We start from the raw sequence: 23,081 nt of genomic DNA on the forward strand, positions 1-23,081 counted from the left end.
AATTCTTTGAGTCCAGTACAACTCAGACTCAGCACATTCGATACCATTTACCGCTTCTTACGGGATTGCCATATGGCTGGCAGATGGTACGTACTGCAATCATGCCTGCCATAACCACCATGAGTAGGGCAATTACGAATGCACATGGGCGGAATAATGAAATAACCGGAGCCAGAGCAATACGCCAGCAATTCGTCACGTATATATTGCACGCCGACGCGTGAGCTCGTGCCGATGCAGCGTCCTCCATGTCTAAAGTATTGGCTTTTGCGGAGCTATTGCACAGTGCCTTGGCTGCTAATACATAGCAGACAAATCCGCAGATGCTTAAGAGAATAAAAGGCAACGTTGCATGGAAACACCAGAAGAGAATGCCAGTTGCAGTAATGAGGAAAGCCATGCATTCGATAACATGAGCGAATATATTTTTCTCGAACATTGTGGGCACCCCTAATCTGGCAATCTGCTACAACAAAACTTTCTACTCAATCTCTCAAAAATTCATCCGTAGTAGTGATGATTCTTGGAAATATCCGTGTATGCAATCGTTTTGCATCACGAGAGCCAATATATGTTCCCAGATGGTTGCTTATGCGTCTGATATCCGCATGATGAGCAGCATATGAAAAATCCCCATGCCCGCATAAGCAGAGCATGGGGATTTTCAAATCCTTACTGGTGCCAGAGAGGCGGTGAACCGCGAAGGTTCAGCGGCCACTACTGGTTAGCAGAGATCAGGCGAAAACCGAAGCGGTATCCAGTGGGATGCCAGGGTTCATCGTGGAGGACAGCGTTGCCTTCGTCATGTAACGGCCCTTCACGGTAGCTGGCTTCTGACGCTTCACTTCGTCAGCAATAGCGCGGAAGTTCTCTTCCAGAGCTGCTGGCTCGAACGAGAGCTTACCAATGAGGAAGCTCAGGTTGCCGTTCTTGTCAACGCGGAAGTCAACCTTACCGCCCTTGATGTCCTTGACGGCCTTGGTCACGTCCATGGTGACCGTACCCGTCTTAGGGTTTGGCATCAGACCACGAGGACCAAGGACGCGGCCCAGACGGCCGACCTTGCCCATCATGTCTGGCGTTGCCACAACAGCGTCGAAGTCGAGGAAGCCATTAGCAACCTTTTCCACGAGCTCGTCATCGCCGACGATATCTGCGCCAGCCTCGGTTGCCTCGGTAGCCTTAGGGCCACGAGCGAACACGAGGACCTTAGCCGTCTTACCGGTGCCGTTTGGCAGGTTGACGGAACCACGGATCAGCTGATCAGCCTTGCGTGGATCCACGTTCAGGCGCAGCACAGCTTCGACGGTCTGGTCGAAGTTGTAGCTTGGCATGCTCTTCAGCAGTGCAATAGCTTCGGAGACGCTGTACTGGTTGTTACGGTCGATACGCTCGGCCGCTTCACGATACTTCTTGGAGTGCTTAGCCATGTCTGTCTATCCCCTCTTTCAGTCGTTCACCGTGATGCCCATCGAGCGTGCAGTACCCTCGATGATCTTCATAGCGGCGTCGATATCGCGAGCGGAAAGATCAGCCATCTTCGTCTCTGCGATCTCCTTGACCTGAGCCTTGGTAACCGAACCGACCTTGTGCGTCAGTGGGTTCTCAGTGCCCTTCTTGATGCCAGCTGCCTTCTTGAGCAGATCAGCTGCTGGTGGGGTCTTGAGGATGAACGTGAAGGAACGATCTTCGTAGACGGTGATCTCAACAGGGATAACCTGACCCATCTTGTCCTGCGTCTTGGCATTGTATGCCTTGCAGAAGTCCATGATGTTCACACCGTGGGAGCCCAGTGCAGGGCCCAGTGGTGGAGCTGGGTTAGCCTTGCCAGCCTCGATCTGGAGCTTGATCAGCGCCGAGACTTTCTTCTTTGGAGCCATTGTATGGTTCTTCTTTCACTAGAGCGGTATAACGGCACATACGCATACTGGCGTATACACCTTCCGCAACTTGTTGTTTCGTTGTGCCAGACACGCCGAATCTTCGACTGGGCACAACTCATCAATTATGCAGCATCTCCAAGACTTTTTGAAGCCGATTTTGCGACACGATCTGAGGTGTGTTGTGCAATTACTTGCACACTGCTTCAAGAACAACCACCGTAATAATTCCTGCAATAACGCATGCCGCCATAAAACCAAGCAAAATCCAATGCATTGTTACTCCTTGCCACTCTTGTACTACTGAGAATCAGGGTTGAGATCCGAAGTATCTATCCCCTCTTCAGATTATGGCAAAGAAGCTTAGGCTCATCGCTCAGTAACCACATTTCATACGCACTTTTCATGCGTGATTTAGCATGAATTCACTTTGCACTCCACACTTTGGACAACTGTGCTCTGCAGAGCACGATTCGCACCAAGATCAGCACTATGATTCACGCCAGACCGCAACAAGCAAACTCCCCGCATGATTTCGGTTCATGCGGGGAGCCAGGAAGAATCAACTAGAAAAAGTACGGCTTGCAATGTCTCCTTGGTAGAGATTGCTGTATGAGGTCAGCATCTCTCTGGATTCAATACCTATAACAGCTTCAAGTATTGAATCAGTGGAACATACGATTCCACGTCTTGATGAGGCACAAGCGGAAAAGATTCCAGAGCATATTTTTATCCTTCTCTCCTTGATCGCTGAACTTCACTGCATGCATTGGCACAAGAACAATCACAACCATCTTGTGCTATGCCTCGCAATACCTACAGCAGGGAACTGCCGCACGGTAGCTACTGCTCGATCCGTCAGCGATACTACTAGTGATTATGTTGTGTTGCCGCTGTGAAATACACAATCAGCATCAACGTGTTGGCTAGTGCGAAGTGCGCTGCCAAGTCAATACTCTACGGACATCACCAAGAGCTCGGAAAAACTTCTCAAATTGTGAGCGTTGTGTGAAGAACATTTACTCGTTAAACAAAGAAAACCTCCTAGACCAACAAGATCTAGGAGGTTCTCCGTACGTTTATTTGAGCCGAGGCTCATTGCTTCCGTAGAAGCAATTACATAAGCTTCTCGACCTGCTCGAAACCGAGCTCGACAGGCGTATCGCGGCCGAAGATCGAGACCAGCACGTTGAGCTTCTGCGTCGTAGGCTCCACATCGGAAACCACTGCGCTCATCGTTGCGAATGGGCCGTCCGTCACGGTGACCTGATCGCCTGGCTTGAACGAAACTTCGATCGTGCGCTTCTTAGCAGCTGCTGGCTTGTCGCCGGCATCCTTGAGTGCCTGCGAAGCAATCATTGGAGCCAGCATGTTCACGACTTCCTTGCGGCTCAGTGGAGCTGGTTCACGCGTTGGACCAACGAAGCCCGTCACACCCTCAGTCTCGCGCACAATACGGCGTGCGTTCTCATCTGGGTACATACGAATCAGCACGTAACCTGGCACACGGACGCGGGTAACAACCTTCTTGCCCTTTTCGGTGTGCTTCTCGACTTCTTCCATTGGCACTTCCACCTGGAAGATCGTGTCTTCAAGACCGAAGCTTGCCACGCGGGACTCAATGTTGCTCTTGACGCGCTTTTCGTAGCCCGAGTACGTGTGCAGCACGTACCACTTGCCTTCCAGCGTGCGCAGGGAATCGGAGAATTCCTTCACAGCCTTTGCGCCGGCGTCAAGTTCTTCTTCGTCTTCCTTATTGACTTCTGCTTCAGCAACGCCATCAGCTTCGTCTTCGCTGGATGCATCCGCTTCAATCTGATCGATCGCGGCTTCGGCCTCATCAGCCATCAACTCAGCATCTTCCACAGCAGCTGCAGCCTCTACTGCATCTTCAGCAGCCTGTTGGGTTTCTTCGAGATTTGCTTCGTCAGTCATGCACGGTCACTTTCAGATACTCGGATATTTGATAAAAAGAATTAGCCGAAGATCAAGAATGCCAGATTACCGAGACCAAAGTCCATTGCAGTCACGAGCACCATAAGCAGTACAACAAAGATGAATACTGCAAGCACCCACATGAACAGCTGCTTACGCGTAGGAGTAACAACCTTACGCATTTCGTCGATAATCTGCTTGATGAACATGCCGATACGCTGAATAACGTTCGGCTTCACCACGATGTCACCATTGGATTGTTTGGTGGACTTAGCCATGGATACCTCCCAATTGTGGCTCTCGAGGCACTTCTCGAGGTCTGAGCAGGGGCAGCGGGACTCGAACCCACAACCTACGGTTTTGGAGACCGTTGCGCTACCAATTGCGCCACACCCCTTCGGCAAGAGCTCTGAGAACTTTTCGCTCTCAAAACCGCCAAGTTGAAATAGTAGCCGTTAGCCACGACGATGTCCAATCGTTTTCACGAAACCTGTGTTTTCGGCGTGGCGCATCGTCGAGGAAAAGCTTCTATTTTCGGCGATATTTAGCCAATTTTGCGTTATCGAAAAAAATTGTTTCGATTTTTATCCAGCATTTTGCTTAGTGAGAGCCGGTTAGGCGCTTTTGCGCACAATTTTGGTGCAAAATTCGCTAAAAATTGCTGTTTTACTTTGCCCAAGCTTGGAAGCGACGCATGCCCTCTTCCAGAGCCTCATCGGCAAGTGCATACGAGAAGCGCAAGTAGCCTGGAGCACCAAATGCTTCGCCTGGAACTGCTGCAACATGGCCTTCTTCAAGCAATGCTGCTGCAAGTTCAGCTGTTGTCGTAAAAATGCTGCCATTTGGGCCGATCGGACGGTTCAGCAGGCCCGTCACATCTGGGAATGCATAAAAAGCACCCGTTGGCGTTGGGCAATGAACGCCTTCAACCTCGTTGAGCATGCGCACAATCGTCTGGCGACGGCGATCAAATGCTTCGCGCATCGAATGCACTGTGGTCAGTGGGCCAGAAACGGCTGCAAGAGCGGCCCTCTGAGCAATATTGTTGACATTTGACGTCATATGGCTCTGCAGCTTGGTGGCTGCTGCGGCAATGTTTTGCGGAGCAACCATCCAACCTACGCGCCAACCAGGCATTGCATAGGTTTTTGCTACGCCATTAAGCACAATGAGCTGATCACGTACTTCTGGCACAGCAGCGCCAATAAACGTCGTGTGAGCATCGTCGTAATTCAGGTGCTCGTAAATCTCATCGCTAATCACCCAAATGCCGTGCTCAATAGCCCAATGAGCCAGTTCAGTAATCGTCTGTTCGCTCCAAACAGCGCCTGTTGGGTTATTTGGCGACGTCACAATAATGGCCTTGGTGCGCTCAGAACGAGCAGCTTCCAGCGCTTCAATACTCGGCTCGAAATCGCGCTCAGCGCCTGCAAATACAGGGACTGGAACGCCACCAGCGAGCTTTACAGCCTCTGGATAACTCGTCCAATATGGCGTTGGAATAATTACCTCATCGCCGTCGTTGAGCAGGATCTGGAATGTCTCGTAAACGGCCTGCTTACCGCCATTAGTGACTACAACCTGAGAAGCATCAACAGCGTAGCCAGAATCACGCAGAGTCTTATCTGCAATGGCCTGACGCAGTTCAGGAAGGCCAGCAGTTGGCGTGTAACGGTAATTGCGGTCATCGCGCACAGCTGTTGCTGCTACATCAACGATTTCTGGAGGCGTTGGGAAGTCAGGTTCACCTGCACCAAAGCCAATAACATCAATGCCTGAGGCCTTCATAGCCTTAGCTTTAGCGTCCACAGCAAGCGTGGCGCTTGGAGAAACGTTCAAAATACGCGAAGATAGTTCATTGAGCTGTGCCATGCCCCTATCGTAACGGCGAAAGCTAACAACAAATCAAGAAATTGTCCACATTTGGACAGTATCGAGGGCAATATCACATCTTTTTCTGGTGAATAAGCACCTCATGCGCTATACACATGTGTACAACTCAGTAAAATCCCTCTCCACATGTTCATATTGAACCTATGATCTATCCACATGTGCACAACATTTCAAACACTTTTCCACACCCAACAGCATTTCTTGATTTAAAATAAATTTAAAAAATTTTAATTATTAATAAATAAATTTCTAAATAAATCTAAAAAACGAAAAAACACGTTTCTAAAAGACTGAAATTCCAAGCAAAATACACTTCAGCACTACTTGAATTCATTGCAATCGGCATTTCCAAAGTCAACAGCAGCATGATCGGCATAACCGAACATTGTTGTAAAAATCTGAGGGGCTCTGACAAAAGTCTACGAAATTGCAGCTCGACAACCCACAATGTTATGTAATAACGAATCTACACAGCATGTAGTGTCATCAGTTCTGTACCAAAAGTCGTATGTCAGCGTTCTGTACTGGAAGTTCCATGCCAGTATTCTGTATTGAAGGTTTCTGAGCAGCGTTCTGCACTGAACGTTGAAAACTCAGTGGACAAATCCCAGCTTTTTGAAGTTATGCACTGTGGAAAACCCTAAAAGCACTAATCCACACGTCTACGCACAACGTGTGGATTAGAAAACAGTAAGAGCTAGTCGAACTAGAAGTACTAATTCAGACCAGCACCAGATTGTCTCGGTGAACCAGTGGATGTGCGTACTCTTCGCCGAAGAATCGACGCAACTGCGCACTGGTACGACCAAGCATGCGTGGCACTTCTTCAGAATCGTATGAAGCCAGTCCTCGAGCCAAACGATTACCCGCTTCATCAACAATCCACACTGGATCGCCTGCTGAGTAATCGCCCTGCGTCTCAAGCACACCAGCTGCAAGCAGCGAAGCACGGCCACCGCGAACAGCATTCGCAGCACCAGCATCAACAACGAGCGTTCCTCGAGGATTTGCAGCGAACTTCAGCCACAGACGACGAGCCGAACCACGCTTGCGAATAGGAGCAAACACAGTGCCCACAGGATCACCCATTAATGCAGGTCCTGCATTCTTTGCTGCACTCAATACGCATGGAATGCCAGAAACAGCGGCCATACGTGCCGCTTCAAGCTTCGTAACCATGCCGCCCGTGCCGACTTTGGAACCAGATCCACGCACTTGCACCTGATCCAAAATTTCATTGACATCAGGCACAAACGAAATACGCTTCGAACCAGGTTCCGATGGTGGAGCTGTATACAGTGCATCCACATCAGTCAAAAGAACAAGTGCGTCAGCACAAACCATGTTGGCGACAAGAGCCGAGAGACGGTCGTTATCGCCGAAGCGGATCTCACTCGAGGCGAGAGCGTCGTTTTCGTTGACGATTGGGACGACGCCAAGGTCGAGCAACGCTGCCATCGTACGGCGAGCGGAACGGTACTGCTGCGGACGAATCGTATCTTCTGCAGTTAGCAGCAGCTGGCCCACACGCAGGCCGTAACGGGCGAACAACGTTTCATAGTGCGCCATCAGCAGGCCTTGGCCAACGGAAGCCGTGGCCTGCTGCAACGCGACGTCAGTTGGACGCGATTCGAAACCAAGCGGACCAAAACCAGCGGCAATTGCACCAGACGATACGAGTACTACTCGCCCACCCTGCAAACGCACGCTTGCCACGGCACCAACCAGCGCTTCCAGCTTCTTGGTGTCGAGGTGACCACTCGGCTGCGTTAAAGAACTTGAGCCGACTTTCACGACGACTGTTTCAGCCGCTGCAATAGCACGGCGCACTTCTTCTTGCGTCTTCACTACGTCCTCTCTCAGTTTTCGAGCTCGTCCACAGCTTCTTCTGCGGCTTCTTCGGCGATCTCTTCGATATCTTCGCCACGGCCCAGAATGGCCTGCGTATCGTGACGATCATCATCCTTCGAAGGATCAGCCCAGTGGCCTGCTGCACGCTCCTGCATCATGGCCTCACGCACTGCAGCGCGAGCATCCATCATCTCGTGGTACTGGCGACGACGCTCAGCGTTCGTACGACGACGCGTACGGCCAGTGTCCTCTTCGAGACGCAGATCCTTACCACGCGAGCCCAGCTGCGAGCCATCAAGCATCTCAGCACCTGCAGCAATGGTTGGATCCCAGTCGAAGGCAACTTCACGAGCGCCACGGCCGATGTGCACTTCATCACCTGGGCGAGCACCCTGCCTACGCAGCTCATCTTCAACGCCCAAACGAGCAAGGCGATCAGCCAAGTAGCCCACAGCCTCATCGTTATCGAAGTTCGTCTGAATAACCCAGCGCTCAGGCTTCTCACCACGCACAGCGAACCAGTAGTTGCCGTTGCCGTCCTGCTTACGCTCAATCGTGAACTCGGCAGCCTGGCCGCGCAGACGTGCGCCACGAGGAGACTCAAGCGGCTTAATCAGCACGCGCTCCTCCTCTTCTTCAACCTGGCGGCTAGCCAGATCAGCACGCATTTCCTTAACGAGCTTGGCCAGTGCGAAGTTGAGCTCCTTCAGACCCTCGTGCGATGCCGTCGAAATAATGTAAACCGGCATATCGAGCTTCTCGAACTCAGGCTTAACGAACTCTGCGAGTTCCTTAGCCTCAGGCACATCAGCCTTGTTCAGCACAATAATGCGTGGACGCTCAGGAATTGGAATAGCGCCCAGTGGCAGCTCGAGTTCGTCGGCGTATTCACCGAGCTCCTTCTCGAGTGCGTAGTAATCGCTCAGTGGGTCACGGTCTGGCTCAAGCGTTGCGCAATCAATAACGTGCGCAATGATTTCCGTACGCTCAATATGACGCAGGAACTGCAGGCCCAAGCCCTTGCCCTCAGAAGCACCTGGAATCAGACCAGGCACATCAGCGATCGTATAACGCGTGTCACCAGCCTGCACAACGCCCAAGTTTGGAACCAGCGTTGTGAATGGGTAATCAGCAATCTTTGGCTTAGCGGCGCTCATTGCTGCAATCAAGCTCGACTTACCAGCCGATGGGAAGCCCACAAGAGCCACATCTGCAATCGACTTGAGCTCAAGAATAACGTCGCGCTCCTCACCTGGCTCGCCCAACAGAGCGAAGCCTGGAGCCCTACGCGTTTTATTAGCAAGAGCTGCGTTACCAAGACCGCCGGCACCACCTGCAGCGGCAACGAACTGCTCACCTACATGCTTGAGATCAGCAAGCAGCTTGCCCGGATGCTTTGGCTCGCCCTCGCGACCCTTGGCTTCAAAAATAACGGTGCCCACTGGCACTGGAAGAATTAAATCTTTACCTTGCGAACCATCTTTTGTATCGCCAAGACCCATCGTGCCGTCGTCTGCGGAACGATGTGGCAGGAATCGATAATCCAATAACGAGTTCGCGTTCGAGTCGGCTACGAAGATGACCGATCCGCCGCGGCCGCCGTTACCACCATTAGGACCTGCTAATGGCTTGTACTTCTCACGGCGCACACCAGCCGAACCATTGCCACCGTCGCCACCCTTGACGTGTACGGTTACGCGATCTACAAAGTCACTCATACGCTCTACCTTAGCCGCGAGCCTGCATTAAGGCCACGACCATGACGAAATGTTCAGTTAGAGAGCTTGCGACTCTCAAGAACAATGGCCATGCCCATCACGAGAGCAGCGACGGCCATTAGGCAAATCGTAGTGACTTCTACGCCCGTACTTGCCAGCATTTCTTCGCGTGCGCGCTCGGCTTGTTCAGCCCGCTCAGCTTGGGCTAGTGCAGCCTGTTGCGCTTGTGCACTACGTGCTGAAGCAGTACGTACGCCCAGCTTGGTGCCCGACTGTGGGTTCGTTGATTGACCATGTTTTGTTTTTGCTAAAGCGCCTTTAACAACTACAGCAACATTATGCTCTGGCGAGCTTTCACTATATGAAGGCAGGCTCAGCAATTGTGCAACATTCAGTGTTCGCCCCGTATTGCCGTTTGCCGCAGCGTCTGCGGCAGGAACTGCACCAGAACCAGCAAGCAGCCAAATACCATTTGCTAAGCCGTTACGTGCAGCTTTACCGGCTGCATTGGTAACCATAGGGCTCATCGATGCAGAACCGAGCTGCTTATTTAATGCAGCCGCCTCTTCAGGCTCAGTCACGATTGGTGCCAATTGGGATGCCAGTGCAGTCCAATCCTCTTCCATGCCCTCATAGGAGCCCGTCAGTAAGCCTTGTACATCAACGTCAGCAAATGGACCAGTCTTGAATGCTGGTAATACGCTTACGTGCGTCTGGAATGGTTCTTGACCGTTCCAAGCAGCAATACGAACGGCTACAAGATGTGCATCAGATACTGCATGACCGTCATAATCAAATGTCACGCTCATCGAGTTTGGAGTGGATACTGCAGTCGTTGCAGCAACGTGAGAAGGTTCAGTCTCTTGTGCTTGTGCCTGTGCTGGCGTGAAGCCGATCCAAGCTGCTGCCATCAAAGCGAATGCACCAAGGGCTGCAGCGATGCGAGCCGTAATTGATGCTGTTGGTGGCAACTGACGCCGATTCACTGGAGACTTCTTTCATAGTTCACGAATAGAAGGAATACGTACTACCCCTTATATGTCTCACTATATGGTTCGAGGCGGCGTCTTTTATTGCGTTTTTCCCTCAGTATATAGATTTTCACATATCGCTTTTCGTTGATAGAAAGCCGTTGACTGTAAAGTTGAATGCCTATTTTCCAAGAGCAGAAATAAAGAAAAATCTCAAGAAAAACAAATGAGCCGTGAACCCCAAACGGAGCTCACGGCTCATTACTCAAACTTGAGTATGTTGTTGAACTAGCCTCAGGCTTCTACAGCTTCAGCGGCCTCAACGACGTCCACGACCTTGCGGTCACGGCGGACAGCGTACTTGACCTTGCCGTCCGTCAGAGCGAACAGCGTGTGGTCCTTGCCCATACCAACGTTCATGCCTGGGTGGAAGTTAGTACCACGCTGACGAACGATGATGTTACCGGCGAGCACTGCTTCACCGCCGAACTTCTTCACACCAAGGTACTGTGGCTTTGAATCGCGACCGTTGCGCGAGCTGGAAGCGCCCTTCTTATGTGCCATGTCTGTATCCTTTCGGAACTATCCCGACTGTTAAGCTCAGGCGATAGCCGTGATCTTGACGGCCGTGAGCTTCTGGCGATGACCCTTACGACGAGCAACGCCGGTCTTGTTCTTAAACTTCATGATGCGGATCTTTGGACCCTTAGCCTCATCATCGACAACTTCAGCCTTCACCGAGATCTTGGCAAGATCAGCCGAAGCAAGCGTCACCTTAGATCCGTCCACAACGAGAGCCACTGGGAATTCCACAGTGTCGCCCTTCTTAGCATCGAGACGGTTGACGAGAATAACGTCACCGACCTCGACCTTTTCCTGATGGCCGCCGGCCTTCACAATCGCGTACATACTCAATCCTTCAATTGACTTGGAAAGCTTACTGTCCAGCACGTTTGAGCCTCGCGGCCAGACACCAGCAATCAAATTTACACAAACCCACGTACAAACGCAACACGCCAAATCTGGTTCGTGCCCTTGCAATCAGTATGCGTTCGTTCTGCGCTTTCGCAGTAAACAAACGTCACCGTAGGGGGTCTCTCTCATAGCCTGCATAAACGAGGCCAGTACTTCTCTGATTATACAAAGAAATACTGGCCTATTTAGCGTAATGCTGAAGCGCTAAAACGTTCAGGCGTTACGACGACGCAGTGCGAACACCATGCCGGCTACTGCTGCGGCAACGAGCAGCGAACCGAAGACGTAGAACAGCGTCGTGCCCATACCACCGGTGCTTGGCAGCAGGCCACCCTTAACGTTGAGGATCGTGCCAGAAATCGTACCGGCGTTAGCATTTGCCGTCCAACCCTGCTGCGAAACCGTCAGAGCAGAAATCGTTGGAGCACCAGTCGAAGCATCGGTGCCGTGCGTGGCAGTGATCGTGAACGTAATTGGATCTGCAGTGTTGAAGCCTGCAGGCGTATGCGTTTCCTTGAGCACGTAGGTGCCAGTATCAAGGTCGTTGAACGAGAAGTCACCATTCGTAGCAACGGTTACTGGGCCAGAAACCTTCGTAGTGCCGTTGCTGGCGTACATCGTGAACTGAGGCATATCGCCGGTTGGCGTATCAACCGTCTTGCCGCTAGCATCCTGGAACAGCTTCTTAAGCTGTGCTGCATAGGTGAACACAGTTGCCGTGGCTTCAGGCGTCGTCTCGGTCTGGCTTGCGTCGTTGACGTTAGGGTTCGACGAGAACGTAATATTTGCCTTGTTGATATTGCCTGGGTTACCAACCGTTGCGTTGGAGTTCAGCGTGGTGTTGTAGGTCACCACAATCTGGGAATCAGCAGTCAGACCTGCAATCGTCTTCAGGTTTGCGCAGGACATCGTGAATGGTGCGCCAGAAACCTGATTATCAGCAGGGCTTACCGTGAAGTCCTTCGTAATATCAGTGGACTGACCATTGGTGATAGCTTCCACCTGTTCCGAACCAGGAACCAGCGTCAAGCCGGCAGGAAGCGTATCAGTGAACGTGTAGAGGTACGTGCTGAAGTTGTCATACGTCGAAGGCAGCGTACCGGTCAGCTGGAATGGAACCGTCTCGCCGAGACCATAGTCAGCGTCGTTAGCCCAAGTAGCGTTATCGGTGTTTGCAGTGTTCTGCTTGACCTTCTTCGAAATCGAAACCGTACCGTTCTTCAGCGTGACGTTCAGAGGAGCCGCACCCAGCGTATCGACCATGAAACGAGAAATGGTCTTACCCGTATCAGCGCCCTGAACGGTCTGGTTCAACAGGTAGTAACCAACCTGAGCCGAAATTGGCTTCGTTGCATCAGTTGCAGCGATTGTTGGCGTTGGAGCTGGCTTATACGACATAAATGCCGTAGCAAACTGCGACACGTTTGACGAATTCAGCTTGGTCGTCAAGAACGAAATAATCTGTGCATCAGTGCTTGGAGCTGCTGCATCACCGTTAATGGCGTTAATTGCGGAAATAATGGCGTCCTTGTAGGTGGCATTAACCAAGTAGACGAATGCGTCACCCGACTGAGACTCAACGTTGAGCAGACGGTAGCCAGCAACCATATCGCCAGCCTGTGCGTTCGTAACCGTGATGGTACTCGTGGTTGTTGCTGCAACACCTTGCGTACCTTGAATTGTTGGCGTAGAAGATGCAGTTGTTGTGGACGAAGCGTCATCTGCATAAGCACTACTGGCGCCTACGATACCTGCGAGGGCGAATGCGATACCTGAAACGGCCGCAACCGTGCCCTTCAGAACGCGGTTCATAATACTCCTTATTTCAAATATGAAAACGGAGCATAACCTGCAGGTTCCGCTCCTGAATTCAAGCGGTCCACGCTCATATTTCGTATAGATAAAGGCGAGGGGAAACGTGCCAGATCTCACCCTGCATAGCCAGCTACTTTGCAGTGGTTTCCTATACAGTTCTATATGTATTTATTTGTTTAACTCGGAATAAAATAAATAGCATCATCACATTTTGCTGAGCGACAAGTACCCCCGAAGCATCTTCACAAACCACTAGACAAATCAACGATTTTCCACACATAGATGTTGACTGTCAGCTAATATCTCAGCTCGTTATCGGAAATTTTATGCTCGTAATAAAATAGTAAATCAAATAACAAAACAAAAAGGCGTCCTTCGCACTAAGGACGCCTTTTTAAAAACCCTGGCATAAGCCAGCTCATTGATAGTGATGCTTATGCCAGTTGAATTATTCAGGATAGGCTTTACTGCTTCGACTTAGCCACTCGGCGACTTTCGATAATCAGCAGTACAGCCAAGACACATGCAGCCACAGCTACGAGTGCAATGATTGCCACATTGGCACCAGTCTGGGCTGGTCGCTCCGAGCTATGGCTTGGAGCTGGGGTTGGAGTTGGAGTCGGGGTTGGCTTTGGAGGCGTTCCCGGCTTCGAATTCGTCAGTGTGAAGTACTTGGTATTCGGGCCGTCGCCTTCTTCAACAACGCTCACCTTGTAGCCGTCTGGCACATTAGCCTCGGTAACCGTGAAGTCCTGATAATCAGGCAGCTTTGACCACGTGTACTCCCAGTCGTTGTCTTCGTTGAGTTCAACTTCATCAATCAACTGGAGCATATTCCTGTTGTCATCACGCAGATTCAGGAACAGCTGCACCGTAATCGACCTTGGACGCGTTTGCGCGTTGTCGTTCTTCCAAACCTTCTTCACGTGAATAGGATCGTCGCCCTTCCATGCTTCTGGCTTGGCCTTAATCTCAATGTTGTGCTCTTTCTCCTTAGCAGGGAGCTCGTTTGGCAGCGAGACCAGCTGTGCGGAGTAAACCATCATAGGATTAGCGAAGATTGGCGAAACAACGAAGTACACACCATCACCAATGCCCTCAAAACGAGCCTGGCCATGCTTATCGGTAACAGCGTATAGTGCGTTACGGCGCTCAATTTCTGTCTTCTGGCTATCTGGATAGAACTCCGTATTCGCCTTCATCGTCTGGAACAACGTTGAATTCAGATTTGCCCAGTACTTAGAGACGCAGGCATACGTTGCGTCCATACTTGACAAGCAGCCTTCTTCCTTATCCTCCTCCGTAAAGGTTGGATTCAGCTGCCCCGTAATGTTGATGTCTTTTTCCTTCTCATACCACTGATACATTGGCGTCAGCGTCAAGTGCTCCTGCATTGGAGTCGACTTGCCATCCCAATCGGCAACCTGGTATAGGTAGAACTCAGCACCTGGTACTGGAGCATCCGGCGTACTCGGATCTCCATCAACATCGTATTCGTACGTCACCGTAATGGAATTCGTACCAACACTGACCGAATTGCCGTATTCCTCAGGCGGGATGGACATAGTAGCCGGCAAATGATCGTAATCAATATCTGCTTGTGCAGAACCAGCAACAAGCCCACTGCATGCGAACACGGCAGACATCATGGCTGCGAGCACCAACCGAGCTCGTCTCGCAACGTTGGCCTTCGTCATAGTGTCTTTCCTCCCATTGGTCTTGGCTAGGCCAAGGATGTTTTCTCTCTCACTCAAAAAGTCACGCTGATGCGTTTTCAGATTCGTGATTATGAACTCTGATACGTGCAGGTTGGCATCCCTGTCACCTTGTGCACGCATCAGCAACGACAGTTATGCTTCCAGCGTACTCAATTTGTACACAATTGTCACGCTTTTTATCAGACTTTGTCGATTTCAGATGCAAAAGTTCTGAAAGAAAGTTCGCCCCACTAACTTTCTTTCAGATTACTTTTGCCACTTCTTAATAGTTATTTCAGTACTGCAGCACTCCCCCAGCGCTACAGCTTCCTTCTTATCTTTTTTATTTCTGCAGTTCCTCAGTAGCCTTCGCTGCCAAAGCCGCTGCTGCACGCTTCTTCGCTCGCCTGCGAATCAGCCAGAACGTAATAAGCGCAAGCACTAAGAACACCAGAGCAGCCAAGGCGATAGCTTGGTTCATCAGATCACGCGTATCTTCATAATGCGTAGGATCATTGGTAGGAGCAGGAATAGCATGACCACGTACAAGCAAACGATGCGAGTTCACACCATATGGCGTACACGTAATTAACGTCATATAATCTTTACCCTGCTCAATAGCAAGGTCCTGCAATTCACCTGGTAGCACGACTTTAATTTGGTCTACTTGATACCAAAGCTGCTTATCAAGCACAGTCACCGAGAATTGGTCACCTTTTTGCATAGTGTCTAATCCGGTAAACAGCTTGGCACTTGGTAATCCAGTATGTCCAGAAATGGCCACATGCGTGCTTGGACCACCGACTGGCAGCGAGGTTCCCTCAATATGACCAGTAGCAATCTGCAACACCGTTTCTGCTGTGCCATGGTAAATAGGCATCTGCTGCTTCAGCTTTGGAATACTGACATAGCCCATAATGCCCGTGCCCGTTACATCAAGTGTCTTCTTATATCGGGCATCCATTTCTTCTGAGGGATGGAAACGATCTGGAACAGTTAACAAGTCCTCGTTATATTGCTTTGCTTCAGCAAGCATCTTCTCTTTATCAACTTTTGGTATTTCTTTAACTACCTGCGAGTAGCTACCCACAGCTCTCGAAGACACTAGTCGATTCCACCAATCAGCAACAGATGGATAGCACAGCACACCAATACCAATAAGCAGAACAAGTGAGCAGATGGTGATCATAATATTGACACCTAGGTTGCTCTGCTTTTTCTTTTCGGTTGTATTCTCTTGCACGGAACGAGCAGTCTGATCCGTTTCTTTGATTTCAGGGTCAGATTTCGTCACCACGCTAGCCTCTCTTCTGTCTATTTAATAATGATTCTACGCGGTGTTCTAAAAAAGGCGGGTGCCTATGGAAGACACCCGCCTTAAGTGTTACTGATGATTAACAATCATCGTTGTTAATCTCAGGCGTTGCGACGCTTCTTGAGAGCGACTGCCATACCGAGGCCTGCGAACAGGACGATAGCAGCACCCGTCACGTACAGAGCAACCGTACCAGCACCACCCGTGGATGGGAGCACGTTACCACCCCTGTTGTAGATCGGAGTGGCGATAGCACCAGTAGACAGAGTGCCGGTCAAATGCTTCTTACCGTCCGCACTTGGGTTGACCTTCACAATATCGCTCTCATCAGAAGAAACAACTGCACCAAGGGTCAGCAGGACAGGTTCCTGATCGGCGTCGCGGTTTCCATGAGTTGCTTCAATCGTAAAGAACACTGGGTGCATAGGTGCCGTGAAGCCTGCAGGAGTGTAGTACTCTACGAGCTTGTAATCTCCGGCATCAAGGCCTTCCCAGCCAAAGATGTAATTACCCGTCTTAGGATCCTTAGTTACATCCTTCTTGCCAACGGAATGCCAAACGATCTGGCCTTCGTTACGCTCTCCGTTATCACGGAAAAGCTCAAACTTTGGAAGATCAGTCTCATTAGGATCGATCGAGAAGGTCTTCAAACCATCAACACTAAATGTGAACACCTTTACGTAATCCTCTGGCGTATCGCCCCTCATAAGAGTATTTGGATTATTCGTGTAGTTCAACGATGCAGTGTTCTTATTACCCGTTTCACCAAGGTTTGCATTATTCTGCAAGATTGCCTTGTACTCAACGACGATCATATCGGTAGCCTGAATGTCTACTGTCTCGATTGACTGAACGTCACGAACCTGGTAAGAAGTTTCTTTTTCAGCCGTTGCTGGATCGTCACCGTTAATGGTCTTCTCAACACCGACTTCAACCGTGAAACCATTCTTTGTCGAAGAGACATCACCAGGCGTCACATGGGTATCATCAAACTTGTAATCGCTGCTTGCAAGGTCACCCTTAAGGGTTCCGTCGCTTGCATACACAGAGACCTTCAGGTCCTTTCCACCTACTGCGTTATAGAGAGTGAATGCTGGAGCATTGTCTTTTCCATTGCCGAAAGTATCTTCAAACTTGTACTCGAAGTACGCGAAATCGTTAGGAATGTTCTGCTCTGGCTTACCATTCTTGAACGTCTTTGGAAGAGTACCAGTCAGTCGGAATGGGACAAGATCGCCGTAGCTGTAATCAGCAGTATCCTGCCAATTGTTCGTAACACCGAGTTCGTTATCCTTAACCTTCTTTTCCAAGGTGACAGTACCATTCTTGAACTGAACGGTCACACCCTTAGTGCCGACCGTATTCACCATGTACTTGGAATAAGTTTCATTTGACCCCTGATCACCAAGCCACTTGTGTTCAATCAGGTAATAGCCCGTAGGAACAGTCTTAGTGTCAGCATCCGATTTGTTCAGAGTAGTCTCTGGGAAACCAGGATCGTCAACAGGATCCGTTGCCTTGAATGCCTTAGCAAAACGATCGATGTTCGTGGAGTTCAGATTTGCATCTTGTACAAGCCACTTAATAATGTCTGGATTTTCAATCTTATCCAAAGGAATCAGTTTGCCATCATCATCTTTAGCAAAGTTTTCATCGAGGGAACGGATTGCTTCAACCACATTCTTCTTATATGTGGAATTCACATCATAGATGAATGTGCCATTTGTTGCATCTTCAGTTACTACGTCCAGCAGACGATAACCAGCAACCTTGTCACCGCTGGTGACAGTTTCCTTATCAAAGGTGATTACACCTTGTCCCAGAGGGTCTGCGAATGCAGAAGTTGCACCCACAAAACCGGTGGCGAGCATTACCGCGGAGACACCGAAGGCGACGAGAGCCTTATTTACTTTCTTCATGATTCTCCTTTAATGGTTCATCAATAAGCTCCACGAAAGTGAAGCTTGAGCCCTGCGTAGGCAGTAAACAGGAGATGAAATCAGAACGTGCGTCTTTCTGTTGCCGCACTTTCTTCATCATCAGATCGCTTCTCGTCGTCTAAGCGATGAAGATTTAGATTTCGTGAGAGATTGACTTCTGTGGTAGGAGCCAACCGATAAGAACCATCCCAGGTCTGAACCCGTTCTGGACCCCCCCGTTATCTCTCTGCCGCTAGCTGAATTACCGAGCTGTTAGTAATTCCGCAGGTCATGACTATGAGTATATGCTATGAGACAAATCGATGCAACATGAATTTTAAGTATCCACGCAATTTCATCACAACTTATATGCTACTGCTGATTACGTTTCATGTCCATCACATTCTTATTGGTACATCAACGTTTTATCTATACATTTCAATTTTATATGTCTATTAGACATAGAGCCAGCGTTATAAGCACACACCACACAACGACACACAAGCAGCTAATTAATAAGACACACGAGCCTGAAGATAACTAATAGTTCAAATAAATAACTTAACCCCGACTCCAGAAGGAATCGGGGTTAAGTTTTAGTCATCCATCTTGGGTTAGACAACCACTCTCCTAGTGTTTAGAGCATCCTACGACGCCTATTCACTTCGAGAGCCACTGCCATACCAGCTCCAACGAGTATCAGGCCGATGATCATTGCAGAAATTGCATTGAATCCAGCACCTGTACTTGGCAGGATTGCCATCTTCATGTTCCTTACCAAACCGATCTGCTCTATATAGTGATCCTTGTTTGGACCCATTTCGAACGTTGCGATCGGATCAGTGGAGGCAACATAGCCTTCTGGTGCCTTAGTCTCGACCAGTGTGTACTTACCCCAAGGCAAATTCTTGAGCTTAAATTCACCAGCCGTTTTGTCAACATCAACAGCCCAAGAAGGGGCGTCTGGCTCAGGAGTGCAGCCTTCGCCTGTGCAATCCTTAATCAGGTAAGAGTTCGACTTTCCCTCGCTATCAACATACGTGATAGTGAATTCAGCGCCACTCAACTTCTGAGAAGCATCAACATCATCCACCTTTGTCCAGCTAGCTTCACCAGTCTTCTTGGCGTTATCAATAGGGCCAATCACGATTGGAGCAGTGGCGTCAGACTTAACTTGGAACTCAATAGGCGTTGAGTCAATCTCATAGCCATTAGGTGCCGAACGTTCAACAAGCTTGTAGAAACCAATCAGCGCACCAAGAATCTTGAATTCACCTGGATTCTTGTCAACATCTACAGCCCAATCAGGAGCACCCTCAGAAGGTACGCAATATCCTGCTTGATCCTCTGTGCAATCGTAAATCACATAGGATGTTGGATAATCTTCGCTATGTGACGGTTGTTTTACGTTGTAATACAGCGTCCAAACGGAACCACCAAGTAATTTATCAGGATCCGTACTTCCGTCTGACTTTTTCTCCCTCTTAGCCCATTCAATCTGAGTAGGACTATCTGAGATCCAAGCAACATTATCTGCATCTACGATGCTCGATGGATTCCAGATCACATTTCCATCACTCGTCACAGTAAAGAAGTACTCTTTCGAGTTCAAAAGATATCCTTCAGGCGCCTGTGACTCCTTGATGCTGTACTCACCCACAGGAACATCAATTAGCTCAAACCTACCTGCACGAGGATCGATGTCCTCCCACTGAGAGCCAGAACCAGCACGAGCAGCTGACTTACCACTATAAGCATTTGCTTTCGGGCTAGAGGCCTTTGACTTTGCTACTTCTGGGGATACGTCGTGATCCATGGTTGCGACACAAGACGGAATACCAGAAGGAGTATTGTTGTGAGACTCCACCCTCATATCAGTGACATTGTTGTTAGCAAAGAATTCAGAATTATTCGTTGCTTTATACAGAATGGCATTACTGTACTGATTTTTTGTGAAGTAGAAGAATACTGGCTTGTTGCCAGTCCAAACTGTGTAAGACCACCAATTGTCGCAAAGATGAGTCATTGGCTGTGGGGTATCCCAGTTCTTTTTATCAGCCCCAATATTGAAAGTTACGTAAGGCGTACCAGAATAACTCACAATATCCATATTGAAGTAAACGGTAAGGTAGTTGTAATTGTATACGTGAATCCTCAGGGTATCCGTTTTATCACCGACCCTCGCAGTAACGACGGCCTCACCAACTCCTACCGCCTTAACATAGCCGTAAGCATCCACTGTAACGACTTTGTTGTTTGACGTACTCCACTCAACTGCAAGGCCTTCAGGATCTGTAACAGCCTGATATGCCTTCGCATCATCGACATTCATGTCAATTGATTCAGGAGCATCAGAGCCATCTGTGTTCTTAATAGTTACAGAATTCACCTGGATCGACGGAACCTTAATCCTCACCGAAGCAGATTTATTTGGCTCAGAAACTGTAGTTGCCGTCAAAGTAACTTCATCATGTCCGGCAATGGCAACACCAACAACAGAGACGACCCCATTGGTAATGCGAACAAGGTGCGAATCACTCGTCGTCCAAGTTACACGCTGATTAGCTCCCTCAGGAGAAACAGTAGTGGTCAACGTTACATGCTCACCCACATTTAATGGGATTAGTCCGCCAGTTACGCGTTCATCACCGTTATAGATATCTACTGATTCTGGTGCCGTTACGTTATCTTTAACCGTCCAAGAATCACCAGATTGCGTATCTTTTAAAATCCATTCAGAGCCAGCCAATGGAGTACGCTGGTCATCGCCTTCTGCATACTTTGCCCATTCAACTGTTGCGCCTGGCTTTTTATTAATAATGCCGGCATCTCCGGATAGTAACTTCTTACTATCATCTGTTATCAAATTGCCCTGTGCATCGTAGACAGCAACTATCTTTTTGTAGGTCGCTTTGGCATCATCCCCCGTATTTATCTGGTAGATATTCGTCGACGCCGTATAGCCTTCTGGAGCACCAGACTCAACGATGAAATACGTTGCATTCGCAGAGATATTCAGCAGACGAATCTGACCCTTAACTTGATCATCATCAACAAAAGGCTCGTTATCCGTAACCTGCTTCAACATTTTCTTACCATCACGCGCCTTGGCAGCTTCCAAATTGCCATAGACCTCGAATGAAGCCATCTTCTGATCATCGGCAGGCTGAATAAGCTGACCCTTAGCGTCTACCTTATCCCAAGCAATTGCTGGGCAGTCTTCGTGAAGGTAGCCGCTCCATGGCATGTTGTGACGTTCCTGATCCATATCAGTAATGGATGCGGATTGGCCTTCACCAATACCTGGACCAAAACCGTCCTTGGTTGACTCGGTCGGATTTCGCATATAGAAATCGCCGTTCACCCACACACGTCCGTTAGTCGTTACATGTGACTCGAACGTGCCCTTAGGCACCATAATGGAACCCAACATAGCAGCTGCAGGATCATCAGATATAGTCCAACCAGTTTCGGTAATCTGGCCTTTAACTTCGCTCGCCCAACGCTTGGAATTCTGACCACTGCTCACTTGGCCACCGTAGATGGTCAAATCTTTGGTATCCGAGAAGTTCCACATAATGCTCTGTGAAGCTTTTCCGTACATGTAATGCATCTGCTCTTTGTATTCAGCGAGATGCAGATAGTAACCAGTACTGATTTCGTACGGAATGTCACCAGTTTTCACTTCACCAGCCGCATTTTTGTATGTTCCCTTATAGGTGCCAGTCCAATCCGACTTTTTTTCTGGGAGCATGTTTGGACCAGCCCAATAGAAGCGCCAACCATTATGGAAAGACACAAGATTGCTACCCGAAACATTAATGTCCACGGACGCATACGTCGGAATATTCTCAAACGCAAACGTAATACCGTTATATCCATCACTATTCAGGGCGCTAGCCTTGAGATCGAAGATCTGCATGCTACTTTTACCATCACCAGTGAATCGGATAAGCTTTTCCCTGCCGCTACCGTTAAAGTCAATCTGCATACCGATATACGGCGACGTATTAGGGTCATTATTGAACTTCTCGCGGATGTAATTGGACTGATCAGGGGCTACCTCATCAGTTTTCACCGTACCGTTTGCTTTAAAATCTGTAAGTTTTTCAGACAGCTCAGTGACGGTTTCGCCATAACCAGAAAGGTCCTGAACCTTACCATTAATATTTACCTTTGTTAATGGCTGGCTTGCACCCCAATTCACCGTTCCAGAATCATTTCCAACAATGTACACGGAATTGGTTTGTGGATTGACATCTAACGCACCTGAAGTCTTACCTGCAATATTTGCGTTATAAATAGGTCCTACGCCATCAATACGTCCAAGCCACATACGACCAGTATTACCGAAAGCAAGTGCCTCAACATCCTGGCCTTCGCCCTTTCCGTAGAGCTTCAGGTTAGGCGATACCGAAGTATCTGTTATCAACGGTGCATTACCACCAACAGCAAGTGCATCACTACCAGAATCTGGACGATATTGCGAGCCGAAGCCAACCACACCAAAGCGGAAACCTCTACTACCCCAAGACTGCTTTTGCGCCTTGCTGAGCAACTTGCTATTTACCAGTGTCAAACCTTCAGCTTCCACAGCATAAGAATGCTCTGGATCTTTATTTTGAGAATAGGTCTGATCAGCTCGATCCGGGTAACCAATGACCATGTTGCCACCAACCCAAGTAGCAACACCTTTATCGGTAGACGAATCCGTGACATCATCACCAAGGCCGATATTTTTTGGTTCACAGATAGAACCATCAGAAAGATTTTCATCTGCGACTGCTGTGTTATATGCAATCGGACCAACAAACAGAGCGGTCACCATGGAAAGGGCTGACAAAACAGCCACTGGGAAGAATGGTTTGCGCTTCTGCGAACGCGAAGTGTCGTTAGCCACTTGTCCCCCTGTTGAATTTATTAAGTGATTTGCATTGTGCTGGTCGGCACTCTGCTGCTGATTTTGATCGCTGCGTTGTGGGCTAGCCCCGCCACCGCGTCGCAGCCAGTCGATCCTTCTCGACATTGCGTTACCTTTCTGGGTAGTGCAGTGTTCTCTCTCCTAGTTGCTTCCTATTCACAAAAACTGGTTCTCAAGCGTCAGTGCAGAGC

At 49.3% G+C, this 23,081-nt stretch carries 16 protein-coding genes and 1 tRNA gene; all 17 read right to left on the reverse strand.

Translation table 11 applies throughout. The features are described 5' to 3' along the window. Positions 1-28 precede the first annotated feature (28 nt). Positions 29-199, reverse strand: a complete 171-nt coding sequence (locus D2E26_RS07475; protein WP_164515884.1) for a hypothetical protein — start codon at positions 197-199, stop codon at positions 29-31. A 535-nt stretch (positions 200-734) separates the two neighbouring features. Next, positions 735-1,430 carry a 50S ribosomal protein L1 gene (gene rplA, locus D2E26_RS05650; protein ID WP_125963731.1) on the reverse strand — a complete coding sequence of 232 codons (696 nt, stop codon included), beginning with the start codon at positions 1,428-1,430 and terminating at the stop codon, positions 735-737. Positions 1,431-1,448: 18 nt separating this feature from the next. Then, complete coding sequence (gene rplK / locus D2E26_RS05655; RefSeq protein ID WP_125963732.1) at positions 1,449-1,880, reverse strand: 50S ribosomal protein L11; 432 nt, start codon at positions 1,878-1,880, stop codon at positions 1,449-1,451. A 1,116-nt stretch (positions 1,881-2,996) separates the two neighbouring features. Continuing rightward, positions 2,997-3,815 (reverse strand): transcription termination/antitermination protein NusG, encoded by an 819-nt coding sequence (gene nusG / locus D2E26_RS05660; RefSeq protein ID WP_125963733.1) that lies wholly within the window; start codon positions 3,813-3,815, stop codon positions 2,997-2,999. Between the two features lie 41 nt (positions 3,816-3,856). Next, positions 3,857-4,093, reverse strand: coding sequence for a preprotein translocase subunit SecE (gene secE, locus D2E26_RS05665; protein WP_125963734.1), 237 nt, complete (start codon positions 4,091-4,093; stop codon positions 3,857-3,859). Positions 4,094-4,139: 46 nt separating this feature from the next. Further along, positions 4,140-4,212 (reverse strand) — tRNA-Trp (locus tag D2E26_RS05670). 269 nt (positions 4,213-4,481) lie between these two features. Then, positions 4,482-5,687 (reverse strand): pyridoxal phosphate-dependent aminotransferase, encoded by a 1,206-nt coding sequence (locus D2E26_RS05675; RefSeq protein ID WP_125963735.1) that lies wholly within the window; start codon positions 5,685-5,687, stop codon positions 4,482-4,484. A gap of 741 nt (positions 5,688-6,428) precedes the next feature. Next, complete coding sequence (proB, locus tag D2E26_RS05680; protein WP_125963736.1) at positions 6,429-7,556, reverse strand: glutamate 5-kinase; 1,128 nt, start codon at positions 7,554-7,556, stop codon at positions 6,429-6,431. A gap of 11 nt (positions 7,557-7,567) precedes the next feature. Further along, a complete protein-coding gene (obgE, locus tag D2E26_RS05685) occupies positions 7,568-9,277 on the reverse strand; it encodes a GTPase ObgE (RefSeq protein WP_125963737.1) in 1,710 nt (569 codons plus the stop codon). Between the two features lie 53 nt (positions 9,278-9,330). Continuing rightward, entirely contained in the window at positions 9,331-10,263 is a 933-nt protein-coding gene (locus D2E26_RS05690; RefSeq protein WP_125963738.1) for a hypothetical protein, read from the reverse strand. 279 nt (positions 10,264-10,542) lie between these two features. Next, complete coding sequence (rpmA, locus tag D2E26_RS05695) at positions 10,543-10,812, reverse strand: 50S ribosomal protein L27 (protein WP_125963739.1); 270 nt, start codon at positions 10,810-10,812, stop codon at positions 10,543-10,545. 36 nt (positions 10,813-10,848) lie between these two features. Next, positions 10,849-11,157: a 50S ribosomal protein L21 gene (rplU, locus tag D2E26_RS05700; RefSeq protein WP_125963740.1), complete on the reverse strand. Its 309-nt coding sequence runs from the start codon at positions 11,155-11,157 to the stop codon at positions 10,849-10,851. A gap of 279 nt (positions 11,158-11,436) precedes the next feature. Beyond that, positions 11,437-13,035 (reverse strand): isopeptide-forming domain-containing fimbrial protein, encoded by a 1,599-nt coding sequence (locus D2E26_RS05705; RefSeq protein WP_125963929.1) that lies wholly within the window; start codon positions 13,033-13,035, stop codon positions 11,437-11,439. 467 nt (positions 13,036-13,502) lie between these two features. Further along, positions 13,503-14,735 (reverse strand): Cna B-type domain-containing protein, encoded by a 1,233-nt coding sequence (locus D2E26_RS05710; RefSeq protein ID WP_164515885.1) that lies wholly within the window; start codon positions 14,733-14,735, stop codon positions 13,503-13,505. 343 nt (positions 14,736-15,078) lie between these two features. Next, a complete protein-coding gene (locus tag D2E26_RS05715) occupies positions 15,079-16,032 on the reverse strand; it encodes a class C sortase (RefSeq protein ID WP_241218889.1) in 954 nt (317 codons plus the stop codon). A 119-nt stretch (positions 16,033-16,151) separates the two neighbouring features. Next, positions 16,152-17,969 (reverse strand): LPXTG cell wall anchor domain-containing protein, encoded by a 1,818-nt coding sequence (locus D2E26_RS05720; RefSeq protein ID WP_125963931.1) that lies wholly within the window; start codon positions 17,967-17,969, stop codon positions 16,152-16,154. A gap of 637 nt (positions 17,970-18,606) precedes the next feature. Beyond that, a complete protein-coding gene (locus tag D2E26_RS05725; RefSeq protein WP_164515886.1) occupies positions 18,607-22,869 on the reverse strand; it encodes a SpaA isopeptide-forming pilin-related protein in 4,263 nt (1,420 codons plus the stop codon). Positions 22,870-23,081 lie beyond the last annotated feature (212 nt).

The sequence above is a fragment of the Bifidobacterium dolichotidis genome (assembly GCF_003951975.1).
GTDB classification, from domain to species: domain Bacteria; phylum Actinomycetota; class Actinomycetes; order Actinomycetales; family Bifidobacteriaceae; genus Bifidobacterium; species Bifidobacterium dolichotidis.